General features: G+C 45.6%; 12 protein-coding genes. 6 read left to right on the top strand and 6 right to left on the bottom strand.

Annotated features, from left to right (window positions below):
* Positions 1-9: 9 nt before the first annotated feature.
* Positions 10-855, bottom strand: a complete 846-nt coding sequence (queF, locus tag R7P74_RS11710) for an NADPH-dependent 7-cyano-7-deazaguanine reductase QueF (protein ID WP_005383608.1) — start codon at positions 853-855, stop codon at positions 10-12.
* A 108-nt stretch (positions 856-963) separates the two neighbouring features.
* Here queF and syd point away from each other — a divergent pair, with 108 nt between their 5' ends.
* Together syd and R7P74_RS11700 are read left to right on the top strand one after the other, a co-directional pair.
* Complete coding sequence (gene syd / locus R7P74_RS11705) at positions 964-1,509, top strand: SecY-interacting protein (RefSeq protein WP_025768899.1); 546 nt, start codon at positions 964-966, stop codon at positions 1,507-1,509.
* Between the two features lie 2 nt (positions 1,510-1,511).
* A complete protein-coding gene (locus tag R7P74_RS11700; RefSeq protein ID WP_005383605.1) occupies positions 1,512-2,288 on the top strand; it encodes a Zn-ribbon-containing protein in 777 nt (258 codons plus the stop codon).
* A gap of 126 nt (positions 2,289-2,414) precedes the next feature.
* On the opposite strand, the gene R7P74_RS11695 is transcribed toward R7P74_RS11700, so the two are convergent.
* From R7P74_RS11695 to metN, 3 genes are read right to left on the bottom strand one after another with little or no spacing between them, the layout of a single operon-like run.
* Positions 2,415-3,224, bottom strand: coding sequence for a MetQ/NlpA family lipoprotein (locus tag R7P74_RS11695; protein WP_005381966.1), 810 nt, complete (start codon positions 3,222-3,224; stop codon positions 2,415-2,417).
* A gap of 32 nt (positions 3,225-3,256) precedes the next feature.
* Entirely contained in the window at positions 3,257-3,934 is a 678-nt protein-coding gene (locus tag R7P74_RS11690; protein ID WP_005391355.1) for a methionine ABC transporter permease, read from the bottom strand.
* A complete protein-coding gene (gene metN, locus R7P74_RS11685) occupies positions 3,924-4,958 on the bottom strand; it encodes a methionine ABC transporter ATP-binding protein MetN (RefSeq protein ID WP_005381962.1) in 1,035 nt (344 codons plus the stop codon). Before metN ends, R7P74_RS11690 begins: the two co-directional genes overlap by 11 nt.
* Before the next feature lie 341 nt (positions 4,959-5,299).
* Here metN and gmhB point away from each other — a divergent pair, with 341 nt between their 5' ends.
* The 4 genes from gmhB to treC all read left to right on the top strand — a co-directional run bounded on the left by gmhB (position 5,300) and on the right by treC (position 10,247).
* Positions 5,300-5,851 (top strand): D-glycero-beta-D-manno-heptose 1,7-bisphosphate 7-phosphatase, encoded by a 552-nt coding sequence (gene gmhB / locus R7P74_RS11680; RefSeq protein WP_005381961.1) that lies wholly within the window; start codon positions 5,300-5,302, stop codon positions 5,849-5,851.
* Between the two features lie 74 nt (positions 5,852-5,925).
* Positions 5,926-6,873: a trehalose operon repressor TreR gene (treR, locus tag R7P74_RS11675; RefSeq protein ID WP_318122861.1), complete on the top strand. Its 948-nt coding sequence runs from the start codon at positions 5,926-5,928 to the stop codon at positions 6,871-6,873.
* Positions 6,874-7,049: 176 nt separating this feature from the next.
* Positions 7,050-8,474 carry a PTS trehalose transporter subunit IIBC gene (treB, locus tag R7P74_RS11670; RefSeq protein ID WP_005381959.1) on the top strand — a complete coding sequence of 475 codons (1,425 nt, stop codon included), beginning with the start codon at positions 7,050-7,052 and terminating at the stop codon, positions 8,472-8,474.
* 87 nt (positions 8,475-8,561) lie between these two features.
* Positions 8,562-10,247 (top strand): alpha,alpha-phosphotrehalase, encoded by a 1,686-nt coding sequence (gene treC, locus R7P74_RS11665; protein WP_318122860.1) that lies wholly within the window; start codon positions 8,562-8,564, stop codon positions 10,245-10,247.
* Positions 10,248-10,346: 99 nt separating this feature from the next.
* Here the strand turns inward: treC and R7P74_RS11660 are convergent, their stop codons facing one another.
* Positions 10,347-11,246 (bottom strand): hypothetical protein, encoded by a 900-nt coding sequence (locus tag R7P74_RS11660; protein WP_318122859.1) that lies wholly within the window; start codon positions 11,244-11,246, stop codon positions 10,347-10,349.
* A gap of 131 nt (positions 11,247-11,377) precedes the next feature.
* On the bottom strand, positions 11,378-12,898 hold the full coding sequence (locus R7P74_RS11655) for a winged helix-turn-helix domain-containing protein (RefSeq protein ID WP_318122858.1): 1,521 nt from the start codon (positions 12,896-12,898) through the stop codon (positions 11,378-11,380).
* Between the last annotated feature and the right edge of the window lie 5 nt (positions 12,899-12,903).

Here is a 12,903-nt window from a genome sequence, read left to right as displayed (position 1 = left end):
CCTATGCGCTTACTGACGAGCCATACGGTGATTGTGAGCTGGCTTATCTTGTTCCGTTGAGCGGTAAGGGTTGATATCCAAGCCTCCACGGCGCGTATAGCGGGCAAATACGGTCAGTTTGCTAGGTTGGCAGTATTTCATTAGATCCGTAAAAATACGCTCTACACACTGCTCGTGGAACTCATTGTGCTCGCGGAAAGACACTAAGTAACGTAACAGCTTCTCACGATCTATTTTTGCGCCTTGGTAGCGAATTTCTACACTGCCCCAGTCAGGTTGGTTAGTGATCAAACAGTTTGATTTCAATAGGTGGCTATGTAGCACCTCTTCAACTTGTACTTCACCTGCTGCACCTTCAAGCAAATCGGCATCGAAATCGTAACTGGTGATGTTAATGTCTTGGTCATCAATACATTCACCGTCCATTGTTACGATAGGTTGATTGGTATAGTGGGTCACTGGATTCACCTCAACCAGCACCTTTTCACCTGCGCATTCAGAAAGGTCTTGTGTTAAACGCTCAGTCACTTCTTCCCAGCTTGCAAAGCGGGTTTGGTTATAGCTGTTTAAGTACAGTTTGAAAGACTTCGATTCAATCAAGTTTGCGCTGGTGGCTGGAATGTATACTTCGCCAACGGCCACTTGTGGTAAACCTTTACTATTTAACCAAGACAGTTCGTACAGCGTCCAAATGTCGTGCCCCATGAAAGGCAGAGTATCGCCTAACTGGAGGTCATCTCGGTTCAGGCTGCGAGGGACTGGTTGCAGCAAGCTTGGGTCATACTGGTTCGCATACTCGGTCGTTTTACCTAGTGTTAGGCCAGCAAGCTCTTTAGCGTCAGAATATTTGCTCATACTTTGTGGTCGTTTTCGATTAGAATGGCGAGAATTTTACTGAATCCGCTGGTCAATTGCCATCCGGCAAGTACGGCTATCTGATAAATAAGGAATGAGGAGACCTTCATGACCCCAAACGTTACTCAGGCGCTACAAGAGTTCAGCCTGCGCTACCAACAAGCTTGGCAAGCTAAGCACAATGAGTTGCCAAGCAGTGAAGAGCTTGCAGAGCTTGTTTCTCCTTGTGTCGAAGAGAAGCGTGATGGAAAGGTGCTTTGGAAAGCGGTCGCACGTGATGAAATGGCCGATTTCACCAATGTGGAAAATGCGATTGAGTTGTCACTGCAAGATGATGTTAAAGCCTTTTATGGTTCTCAATACTGCGCTGATATGGAGGCAACTTGGCAAGGTAATTCGTTGACGCTGCTGCAAGTCTGGAGCGATGACGATTTCGTGCGTCTACAAGAAAATATTCTTGGTCATTTGGTGACGCAGCGCCGCTTGAAACTTAAACCAACAGTATTTATCGCAGCGACAGATGAGGAAATGGATGTGATTTCTATTTGTAACCTCACTGGCAATGTGATTCTAGAGCGTTTGGGCACCTCTAAACGTGATGTATTGGCAGATTCATTGGTTGAGTTCTTGAATAAGTTAGAGGCTGCCGTCTAAGTATGTATGTTGTTGAGTTGCAGTTTGAGTGTTTTGATAACACCACCGTCAGCGCGGTAGACAAAGCCATTAATGGCTTGATGGATGCTCTGCGTTACAACGGCCAAGTATTAGGTCGTGAATTTCCGATAGTGATGGGAGAAGGTGAATTTTTCGTTCGTGTTGTTTGCCCAGAACAAGACAGCTTGCATCCACGTTATCACTCAGATTTCGTCAAAGTGTGCATGAACCGTTTGTCGGATGCGTCTTTGCTTGCTCCGAAAATGCGTATGCTGGGGCGTGATTTGAATTCAGAACAAGCAGCCGAAGAAGAGACACCTAGCTGGCAAGTGTTGTACACGACTTATGTTCATACGTGTTCGCCTTTGCGAAGTGGTGAAACCCTGTTGCCAATTCCTTTGTATCGTAATGAGCCAACACTTAATGGAGACCATAAAGCCGTCATTAAGTGGCAGACTGAGTGGCAAGCGTGTGATGAAATCCAAATGGCAGGGGGTTGCCGAGCGGAACATGCGGCGCTGCACGAAATTTGCGATGTGGATAGTGTGCTGTTTCGCCGAGGTTGGGACTTACGTGGCCGTATCGAATACATCACGAAGATCCCTACGTACTATTACCAGTATCGTGTCGGTGGTCAGTCGCTGGAGAGCGAGAAAGCGCGCAAGTGTCCAAAATGCGATGGCGAGTGGCTACTCGATGAGCCACTACATGACATATTTCATTTTAAGTGTGATGACTGCCGAATCGTGTCGAATATCTCTTGGGACCATCTTAAGTAGCGAATTGAAGCTACTTAAATGGGTAGATAGACAAATAGAAAGGGCTGATGTTTTCACATCAGCCCTTTTGTGTTTAGAACGTTTATGTTTAGAACGTTGTTTTCAGTCATGTTTTGAAAAGTGGGATTACCAACCTTTCACAACACCGCCTTTGAACAGCTCTTTTGCCGCTTCGTAAACTTCTTCCGTTTGGTAAGCTTTTACGAAGTTTTGTACGTTTTGCGCATTAACATTTTCTTCGCGAGCGACAATTAGGTTTACGTATGGTGAGTCTTTATCTTCAACGAACACGCCGTCACGCTCTGGCGATAGGTCGATAGAGCTTGCGTAAGTGGTGTTGATGATAGATAGCGTTACGTCATCCAGTGAACGTGGAAGCTGTGGGGCTTCTAGTTCAATGATTTCGATATTTTTAGGGTTGCCTACGATGTCACGTACTGTAGCGAGTAGACCAACGCCATCACGTAGCGTAATCAAACCTTGTTGCTCAAGAAGCAGTAGTGAGCGACCTAGGTTCGTTGGGTCGTTTGGTACTGCGATGCGTGCGCCATCTTGAATTTCATCAATTGATTTTACTTGCTTTGAGTAACCAGCAATAGGGTAAACGAATGAGTTACCCGCGATAGCCAGTTTGTAGCCGCGGTCTTTCACTTGTTGGTCTAGGTATGGTTTGTGCTGGAACGCATTCGCGTCTACTGAACCATCATCCAGAGCGGCGTTTGGTGTTACGTAATCGGTAAATGTTACTAGCTCAACATCTAGGTTGTATTTCTCTTTTGCTACTTTAGCGGCAACTTCGGCTACTTGTGCTTCAGCACCAGCAATAACGCCAACTTTTACTTTGTTTACGTCTACTTCTTTGTCGCCGCAACCCGCTAGAGCAAGAGCAGAGGCGGCCGTTGCTACAGTCAAAAGGCCTTTAAGGCTAAATTTCATCTTTATCTCCTTATAATTTGTATTTTTGATGCTTATCTGTGATCTACACGGCGCACCACTGCGTCGCCGATAGACTGAATAATCTGTACTAGAACAATCAACATCACGACAGTCACGGCCATGATAGTTACATCGTAGCGGTGGAAACCGTAACGAATGGCTACGTCACCTAGGCCGCCGCCGCCTACCGTACCCGCCATAGCTGAGTAGCTAACGAGAGTGACCAAGGTAATCGTTACTGAGTTAACAATAGTCGGCATTGCTTCAGGTAGTAGAACTTTTGTGATGATCTGTGTTGGTGTCGCCCCCATTGACTGCGCTGCTTCCACCAAGCCTGTTGGTACCTCTAACAAAGCACCTTCAATAAGACGTGCAACAAACGGAATGGCACCAATAGTCAGTGGGACGATTGCTGCGGTTGTACCGATAAAGGTTCCAACTAGCATTTTTGTCACTGGAATAATCGCAACCATCAGGACGAGGAATGGCACAGAACGACCAATGTTAACGACAGCGCCTAAGCTGCTATTTAGTTTGGTGTTTTCAAGTAGGCCGCCTTTCTTCGTAATATGGAGGATTACGCCTAATGGAATACCCACGGCAAAGCCGACTAATCCGGCAACCGCAACCATGTAAAGCGTTTCCCACGTTGCACCTAAAAGTAGTTTGCTGTTTAAACTCAGCCATTCAGAAATCGTATTAAAGGACATAACCAAGTACCTCTACTTTTACGTTGTGCTTACGCAGGTATTCAAGCGCTGCGTTGTCATCTTCTTCGTTACCAAATAGCTCTGCGACCATCATGCCGAATTTCACGCCACCAGCGTAATCAAGGTCGGAACTCAAAATACTCACATCAATATTGTATTTACGAGAAATTTGCGACATTAACGGTGCATCGACGGTTGCGCCAGTAAACTCTAAGCGAACCAACGGGTAGCTGCCATCAACACGCTCTGCTTGCAGACGTGCTTGGTAATCTTCAGGAATGGAAAGATCCAGCGTTGAGCGAATGAATTGGTGCGCTAGCTCTGTCTTAGGGTGCGCAAAAATATCGCCAACGGTGCCTTTTTCCACCAGCTCACCACCACCGATGATTGCTACTTCGTGACAGATACTTTTTACGACTTCCATTTCGTGAGTGATAAGTAAAATCGTGATGTTGAGTTTGCGGTTGATCTCTTTCAATAACTCAAGGATAGATTGAGTTGTTGCCGGGTCTAGCGCACTAGTGGCCTCATCACAAAGCAGCACGCTAGGATCGGATGCCAATGCACGAGCAATTGCCACACGCTGTTTTTGTCCGCCACTTAAGTTAGATGGGTAGCTCTCGTGTTTGTCGGCTAAGCCCACAAGCTTTAGCAACTCAGTTACTTTTGTTGTGATTTGCGATTTGTCTTTACCTGCCAGTTCTAGTGGCAGTGCTACATTATCAAACACAGTACGAGACGAAAGCAGGTTAAAGTGCTGGAAGATCATGCCAATGTTACGGCGTGTTTCGACTAGTTGTTTTTTGCTGAGTTTGGTTAGATCTACACCATCAACGATGATGGAACCAGAGGTCGGCGCTTCTAACATGTTGACACAGCGGATCAGCGTACTTTTACCAGCACCTGATGAACCGATAACACCAAAGATAGTGCCTTTGTCGATGTGTAAGTTAATGTCTTTCAGGGCAAGGATTTCCTTACTGCCTTGGTAGAACACTTTATTGACGTTTTTTATTTCTATCATGTTTCAACCTGCCCAAAGATACGGGGAACTTCGCTGTCAAAAACGGCCTTTGACAGAACTTAATGTTGAGCTTTATCTCAATTTTCAGTTGATGCTATGGGTTAAGCAGAATGAAGTCAATAGATATTTTTACGTCTAGACGTCTAAATGTATGGATGTTCTGTTTTGAAACGAAGATGTATAGATAACAAGCAGGAGGTAGACGGCAGGGCACCCTCAGATTTACCGATTCTTGCCCAACAAATCAACCGTTTTGTCGAGGCCAAGAATGAATTAGATAGTGTTGAAGTTTATAAGGTATGTAATAATCTGATTAAACCGAGTTAATAGAGAAATACGTTTTGGCAAAACCTGCTGTTTTTATCGATCGTGATGGCGTGATAAACGTTGACCACGGCTACGTTCATGACGAACATGATTTTGAGTACATTGATGGTGTTTTTGAAGCGACGAAAGCGCTAAAAGATAAAGGCTACCTTCTAGTGTTAGTGACGAATCAATCGGGCATCGCACGCGGTAAATTCAGTGAAGACCGTTTCTTGTCTCTGACTCAATGGATGGATTGGAACTTTGCTGATAATGGTGTTGAGTTCGATGGTATCTATTACTGTCCACATCATCCAGAACATGGCATTGGCGAGTACAAGCAAGATTGTGAGTGCCGTAAGCCAAAACCAGGCATGTTCATTTCTGCGCGTGACTTCTTGAAGATCGACATGGAGAAATCTGTGATGATCGGCGATAAAGCTGAAGACATGATGGCAGCAGAAGCGGCAGGCGTTGGCACTAAGATTTTGGTTCGCACTGGTAAGCCAGTAACGGAACAGGGCGAAGCTATTGCAACGGTAGTATTAGATAGCATTGCAGATGTGCCTGCGTACTTAAACAAGTAATCTTAATTACTGACTGAGATAAGGGAAGCCACTGCTTCCCTTTTGTTTGATTCCTTCTTTTAGTCTGAACACTTATGAGCAAAAAACTCACCATTCTTGATATCGCAAAATTGGCAGGCGTGGGCAAATCAACAGTAAGCCGTGTGCTTACCAATGATCCCAAGGTAAAACCGCAAACGCGTGAGAAGGTAGAGCAAATCATTCGTGAATCAGGCTACGTCCCATCAAAGTCGGCGCAGTCGATGCGTGGTGGCAGCCAAAAAGTCATTGGGGTTATCATCTCCCGTTTAGACTCACCATCAGAAAATCGCGCCGTTGGTACCATGCTCAATGCTTTGTATTCCGCTGGTTATGATGCGGTGATCATGGAGAGCCAATTCGATCGCGATAAAACCAATGAGCATTTGGATGTGCTTAAACGTCGCAACGTCGATGGGGTGATCGTGTTTGGTTTTACTGGATGTGATGAGCGAGCATTGGCGGAGTGGGGTAATCGTATCGTCGTGATCGCGATGGACACGCAAATGGTTTCTTCGATCAACTACGACAACCAAGGTGTGATAGACATGGCTTTGTCTCATCTTGAGCAGCAATCTTTATCTCGCATTGCTTATATTGGTGTTGACCCTGAAGACAAAACCACTGGCTTAGCTCGTTTAAATGCTTATAAAGCTTGGTGTCAACGCAAACAAATTACACCTTGTTTCCAGACGGGTAAGTTGAGCCATGAAAGTGCTTATCAGTTGGTAGAGAAAGTCCTTCAATCTGACACTCAGGCCATCGTGTGCGCCAGTGACACCATCGCGTTGGGCGTGATTAAGCGTCTTCAAGAGTTAGGCCGTGAAGATGTGGTTGTGACAGGTGTTGGTGGTAATGAATTGCTCTCTTTCCTTTTCCCTAAAGTATTTAGTGTCGACCCAGGTTATACCCTTGCAGGTGAGAAGTCCGCTAACATGCTGATCAATCAATTAAATGGCGATGAGGAAGTGGTTCACTTTACTCAACAGCCTATCGTTTATTGACCCACACTAAAACGATCTGCTCTAAAATTATACTGTGATCACTCTCAATTAATGGGACTGTTCCCATTTTGTTTTTTGCCTTCGGATGGCAATATTAAAATTAAGAAATGGGAATGTTCCCATTTATAAAAACAAAATGATGAATCGAATGTATCCAATACAGGGTGGACAAAGTTATGAGTAAGATTGCGCGTAAAGACGTGGAGCGTCTTATTGAGCTGGTCGGGGGGCCGGACAATATTGCCAGTGTAAGTCACTGTTTAACTCGCTTGCGTTTTGTTCTAAATGATACGGACAAAGCAGATACGAAACAGTTAGAAGCATTACCGATGGTGAAGGGCTGTTTTACCAACGCAGGCCAGTTCCAAGTGGTTATCGGTACTGAAGTGGATGAAGTTTACAAGGTACTGATCGGACTGACGGGTAAAAGTGAAGCCAGCAAAGACGAAGCGAAGAACGCTGCTCGTCAAAACATGAATATCGTTGAGCGTGGTATTTCCCACCTTGCAGAAATCTTTGTACCACTGCTACCAGCGATCATCACTGGTGGTCTGATCCTTGGTTTCCGTAATGTGATTGGCGACATCAAGATGTTTGATGGTCAAACGCTAACGGAAATCAGCCAGTTTTGGGCTACGGTACACTCTTTCTTATGGCTGATTGGTGAGGCGATCTTCTTCTTCCTACCAGTTGGCGTGTGTTGGTCGACAGTGAAAAAGCTCGGCGGTACTCCGATTCTGGGTATCACGCTTGGTGTAACATTGGTTTCGCCACAGTTGATGAACGCCTACCTGATTGGTAAGCAAGTACCCGAAGTGTGGGACTTTGGCTTATTCGCCATCGAGAAAGTGGGCTATCAGGCGCAAGTGATTCCAGCAATGCTTGCTGGTATGGCACTGGCGTTTATTGAAACCAACTTAAAACGCATCATTCCGTCTTACCTTTACCTAGTGGTCGTGCCGTTTGTCTCAATCATTGTGTCTGTGATTCTTGCGCACTCTATCATTGGTCCATTCGGTCGTATGTTGGGTGACGGCGTTGCTTTCGCAGCAAAAGCAGCCATGACGGGTGACTTCGCTATGATTGGCTCAACCATCTTCGGCTTCCTATACGCGCCATTGGTCATTACTGGTATTCACCACACTACCAACGCGGTAGACCTTCAACTGATGCAAGAGCTAGGCGGTACGCCAATTTGGCCTCTGATTGCACTTTCAAACATTGCTCAAGCGTCTGCGGTCGTCGGCATCATTATCATCAGTAAAAAACACGGCGAGCGTGATATCTCAGTGCCTGCGGCTATCTCTGCTTACCTTGGCGTGACTGAACCGGCGATGTACGGCATCAACTTGAAATACAAGTTCCCAATGCTGAGCGCGATGATCGGTAGTGCGTGTGCTGCTGCTATTTGTGGTAGTGCGGGCGTAATGGCGAACGGTATCGGTGTGGGCGGTTTGCCGGGCATCTTGTCTATCCAACCGCAGTTCTGGGGCATTTTTGCTTTGGCTATGTTAGTCGCAATGCTGGTACCTGCTGCATTAACGTTAATTCTTTATAAGCGTGCACAAGCCAAAGGTGAGCTTGAGCCTGCAAACGCGTAATTCTATTTGAGGCAGTGACTTGGCTGCCTCCTCCTATTTTTCTTTTCAAATTTTAAGTTTCCGATTACTGGTAAGTGAGTGTTAGAAATGGCTATGACCAAGCATGATGAGAGCTGGTGGAAAACCGCAACCATCTATCAAATTTACCCAAAAAGCTTTTGTGACAGTGGCAGTAAAGGCACGGGCGACATCAAAGGGATCATTTCTAAGCTGGATTATCTTAAGCATCTTGGTGTGGATGCGATTTGGCTGACGCCGGTTTACCAATCGCCAATGATCGACAACGGTTATGACATCTCCGATTACTACTCGATCAACCCTGAGTTCGGCACGATGCAAGACTTTGATACTTTGCTAGCAGAAGCGCATCAGTTGGGTATTCGTATCATCATGGACATTGTAGTGAACCACACGTCGACAGAACACAAGTGGTTCCAATCCGCACTGGGTGATAAAAACAGCCCATACCGTGATTACTACATCTGGAAAGATCCGGTAGATGGTGCTGAACCAAACAACTGGCAATCAAAGTTTGGTGGCAACGCTTGGGCGCTGGATGAAAAAACAGGCCAGTACTATTTGCACCTTTTTGCTAAAGAGCAAGCGGATTTAAACTGGGAAAACCCAGTAGTGCGTGAAGAAGTGAAAGAAGTCATCAGCTTCTGGGCAGAAAAAGGAGTGGATGGTTTCCGTCTCGACGTTATCAACCTGATTTCCAAGCAGCAAGATTTTCCAAGTGACGATATTGGTGATGGTCGCCGCTTCTACACGGATGGTCCACGTGTGCACGAATACCTTCAAGAGATTAGCGAATCTGTGTTTCAAAAATACGGCAGCGTGACGGTGGGTGAAATGTCTTCCACTACGCTAGAGCACTGCCAGCAATATTCTTCGCTAGACGGCAAAGAGCTATCCATGGTGTTCAACTTCCATCATCTGAAAGTCGATTATCCAAATGGTGAAAAATGGACCAAAGCGCCGTTTGATTTCATTCAGTTAAAACAGATCTTCAATCATTGGCAAACGGGCTTAAATGGCAAAGGGTGGGGGGCGCTGTTCTGGTGTAACCACGACCAGCCACGCGTTGTGAGCCGATTAGGTAACGACGAGCAATACCGTGTTGAATCTGCCAAGATGCTTGCGGCATCAGTGCACATGATGCAAGGCACACCTTATGTTTACCAGGGGGAAGAGATCGGCATGACCAACCCGGATTATACCGAAATCAGCCAATATCGTGATGTTGAAAGTACTAACATGTACGACATCATGGTCAACCGTGATGGTGTATCTCATGACGACATGATGGCGATCTTGGCGCAAAAGTCGCGTGATAATTCACGTACACCAATGCAATGGAACAGTGCAAAACACGCGGGCTTTACTGAGGGCAAGCCTTGGCTTGAAGTGGCGCAGAATTACTCTGAAATCAATGCTGAAGCTGCGGTTGCCGATTTAAACTCGGTGTTCTACTTTTACAAGCGTCTGATTGAACTGCGTAAACAGGTTCCAGTGATCACCGATGGTCGTTACGAGGACCTGCTGCCAGAGCACAAACGTATTTTCGCTTACGCTCGTCAGAACGATAAGCAAACGCTGCTGTGTATCAATAACTACTACGCTGAAGAGGTGGAATGCGTTCTGCCAAAACGTTTTGATATGAGTAAGGCGAAAAACTTGCTATCTAACTATCAAAACTCAGCGATCGCAGTCGCGTCAAACCATCAAGTGTTACGACCTTACGAAACTCGTATTTTATTGATAGAAGAATAAACTCGGGTGTCATCACCCCTAAGATTGATGTTCGAGATGAAGGCTTTGGTGTGCTCCCCAAAGCCTTCTTTTATTGAGATATCTATAAAAAATGCGAGCTTATTTTGTTTCAATCGCTGTTAGCTGCACTTTCTCTTCGTTGATTTGTACTTGTTGTACTTTCAGCAGTTCAATTTGTTCTATCAGACCTAAGCTTGGATTAAACCAACGTTCTGCCGAAGTGGCGAACTCCATTGAGTCCATATCATCACAGTTTAGGTTGTAGATGTTCTCTTCCATCAGGTATGCCGCTTCAATTTTCTTGCCTGAGATCGAGAACGCTTTACGCACGCCAGTTTCTCGGATTTGCTGTTGCCAAACCACTTGGCAAGATGCTGTCATAGGAAGGTTTTGTACCCACTCATGCTCTTCAAAACGGTCTAGTAGGTTGTGAACTGAGTAGCCTGTAAGAGTGGTTTGCAGAGACATAGTTTCTTCACCGATGTCAATATTCGGGCTTTTCTCTTTTACGTCGTCACCGTTTAGGCGGAAAATCGGACCGCTGTGTATAAGCATGGCAATAAACTGATGACCAATGAAATAAGCGTCAGTGATTTCATGGAGTGCACCATCTGATCCTGCAAAGTAAAGCGTATTGCTCTCTTCGTCGTCGTTGTACTGCTCGTCTGAATAGTAGAACTGTTCGGCGCCGTAGTTCATCAAGTCATTAACCAACTGGACCATTGCCTCGCTGTTTGGGATTTGTGCCAATGCTGCCAATATTTGCTCGCTATCCATCGCTTGGAAGCTCAGTTTCATGTCGCCTTCTGGTTGGCCATCCAAGCTAAACGAATAGCTCAATTGTGTGTTTGGTACAGGAGCGAAAATGGAGTTGTGAATCGAGACGTCGAAACTTTCTTGAGGCACTTTGTTTGGATTCGCACTGCCAGAAGACGAACCTCCGCCACAGCCGTAAAGAGCCAGAGTTGCTGCTGCGATAAGCGTCATTTTGTTTAGCATGGTTTACATTCCTGATTGATAAGGCCGCTTCATGTTGGGCCGTTGCTTGAATGCGAGCATGCTAAGTTCAGTGAGAGAAAAAGGGCAAAAAACAAAAGATAACAGGGGTTAATGAAAGCTTAATTTTATATTTAGGTCTTTGTTTTATTTGGAGTTATTTCGTTGGCCACATTAGTGCAATACTCGTTAATGAGCGCTTTCCATCGGCTTATGATTTCTTGATCGGTCACACTAACATGCAACGTTTTCCATGGTTGGAGGCAAGTCTCTTTTGATTCAGATTGAGAAAGACGCTCAAACAAGGTTTCGGAAGGTAAAACGCGCAGCAGCGCCACCAGTGATTCCATGTAGTTGAGACGGAACTGTTCAAGTTTGTTCTGCTTATAAGCAATGTGAGACACAAAGGTATAAATCAGTGCGTTTTGGATACGTGAGTCGCCATCTGGTGTCGTTAACAGGGCTTTTGCCCTGTCTAAGTTACCTAATTTGAAATGCAATAGACCTAACCAGAGGCCCAGCTCATCTGGCAAAACATCAAACGACGATTGTACTTGAGTTAAATATGCTTCCAGCTTTTGATGTTCGTGCTCGTATAAGGCGAGATGTCTTGCCGTTGTTATAGCCGCAAACTCATCAGATTGTCTGAGAGGTTGGCTAGAAAAGGCATTCTCGAATAACATTTTTTTGTGAATATTCGAAAGCTGCCACGAACTTGCCGAAGGTGCAGGCAGATTGAAGTATTGCGCGACATCCGAGTGCATTTGGAAAATATCCGATTGTAAGTCAGATAAACGCAGTGTGTACTCATTGCGAAACGCCAACTTGCCCGTCGCAGGATAAATAAGGTTCATCTGCGCTTTCAAGATGCCCTGTTTTGTGCCGTCTTTTAACTCGATATTGAGCTCGTAGTCGCTGGTCTGCATGTTTCGTGCGCCAGGGAAATATGGCGTATGACCGATAGGATCAAGAAAGTAACTGGGAGCATCTTGGTTGGCGATGTCGGTGTATGGATATTCGACCTGTTGTTGCAGCAAGATGGCTTTGACCAGTATGCGGTATTTTCGCGCCTGAGAGCCGATTGAATCGACACGGTTGAGTAGTAGCTCGACTTTGGGAATCAGTAGTTGATGACGCGTTTGTTGTGTTGAGATTTCTTGGCGTTGCCATAACAAGCTTGCGAGCGTCATGCTACATACCGCAAGTATGGCACATAAGCTGTAAGCGAAAATCAGCTTGAAGTTCTTATTACTCGCCACCTGGGTTGAGATAACGCGCCGATGGTTTTTCGCTGGTGGCACTAAACGAATATTGGCAGGGTTAAGAAAGTAGCCTTTGCGGGGGTAAGTGACTAAAAGCTTAGCGGCATCGTATTCGGGTAAGTACTGCTGTAGCAGGGCACGTAAGGTGCTAATGCGGTTCGTGAGCACATTCTTAGAGATGAACTTGCTCTGCCAAATGGTTTCAATAATGGTGTCAGCAGAGAGTGGGTGGCCAACGCTTGTTAACAGCAGTTCTACTAATTCAATGGTGCGAGGTTCAAGATCAATCGCGATAGCATCTTGATGAAGGGTCTGTGTCTTCGGGTTATAGATCAGCTCTCCAATCGCAATACAACTGTGAGTCTGTTTAGCTTGTTGCAGAAAGTCGCGCATACCGT

The sequence above is a fragment of the Vibrio sp. 2033 genome, from assembly GCF_033339735.1.
This window is presented reverse-complemented; position numbering and strand designations above follow the sequence as displayed.

Excerpts from the sequence above, each read along its gene's own strand:
- R7P74_RS11695 (WP_005381966.1), bottom strand. The coding sequence starts at position 3,224 with ATGAAATTTAGCCTTAAAGGCCTTTTGACTGTAGCAACGGCCGCCTCT.
- R7P74_RS11700 (WP_005383605.1), top strand. The coding sequence starts at position 1,512 with ATGTATGTTGTTGAGTTGCAGTTTGAGTGTTTTGATAACACCACCGTC.
- syd (WP_025768899.1), top strand. The coding sequence starts at position 964 with ATGACCCCAAACGTTACTCAGGCGCTACAAGAGTTCAGCCTGCGCTAC.
- queF (WP_005383608.1), bottom strand. The coding sequence starts at position 855 with ATGAGCAAATATTCTGACGCTAAAGAGCTTGCTGGCCTAACACTAGGT.
- treB (WP_005381959.1), top strand. The coding sequence starts at position 7,050 with ATGAGTAAGATTGCGCGTAAAGACGTGGAGCGTCTTATTGAGCTGGTC.
- R7P74_RS11690 (WP_005391355.1), bottom strand. The coding sequence starts at position 3,934 with ATGTCCTTTAATACGATTTCTGAATGGCTGAGTTTAAACAGCAAACTA.
- metN (WP_005381962.1), bottom strand. The coding sequence starts at position 4,958 with ATGATAGAAATAAAAAACGTCAATAAAGTGTTCTACCAAGGCAGTAAG.
- treR (WP_318122861.1), top strand. The coding sequence starts at position 5,926 with ATGAGCAAAAAACTCACCATTCTTGATATCGCAAAATTGGCAGGCGTG.
- treC (WP_318122860.1), top strand. The coding sequence starts at position 8,562 with ATGGCTATGACCAAGCATGATGAGAGCTGGTGGAAAACCGCAACCATC.
- R7P74_RS11660 (WP_318122859.1), bottom strand. The coding sequence starts at position 11,246 with ATGCTAAACAAAATGACGCTTATCGCAGCAGCAACTCTGGCTCTTTAC.
- R7P74_RS11655 (WP_318122858.1), bottom strand. The coding sequence starts at position 12,898 with ATGCGCGACTTTCTGCAACAAGCTAAACAGACTCACAGTTGTATTGCG.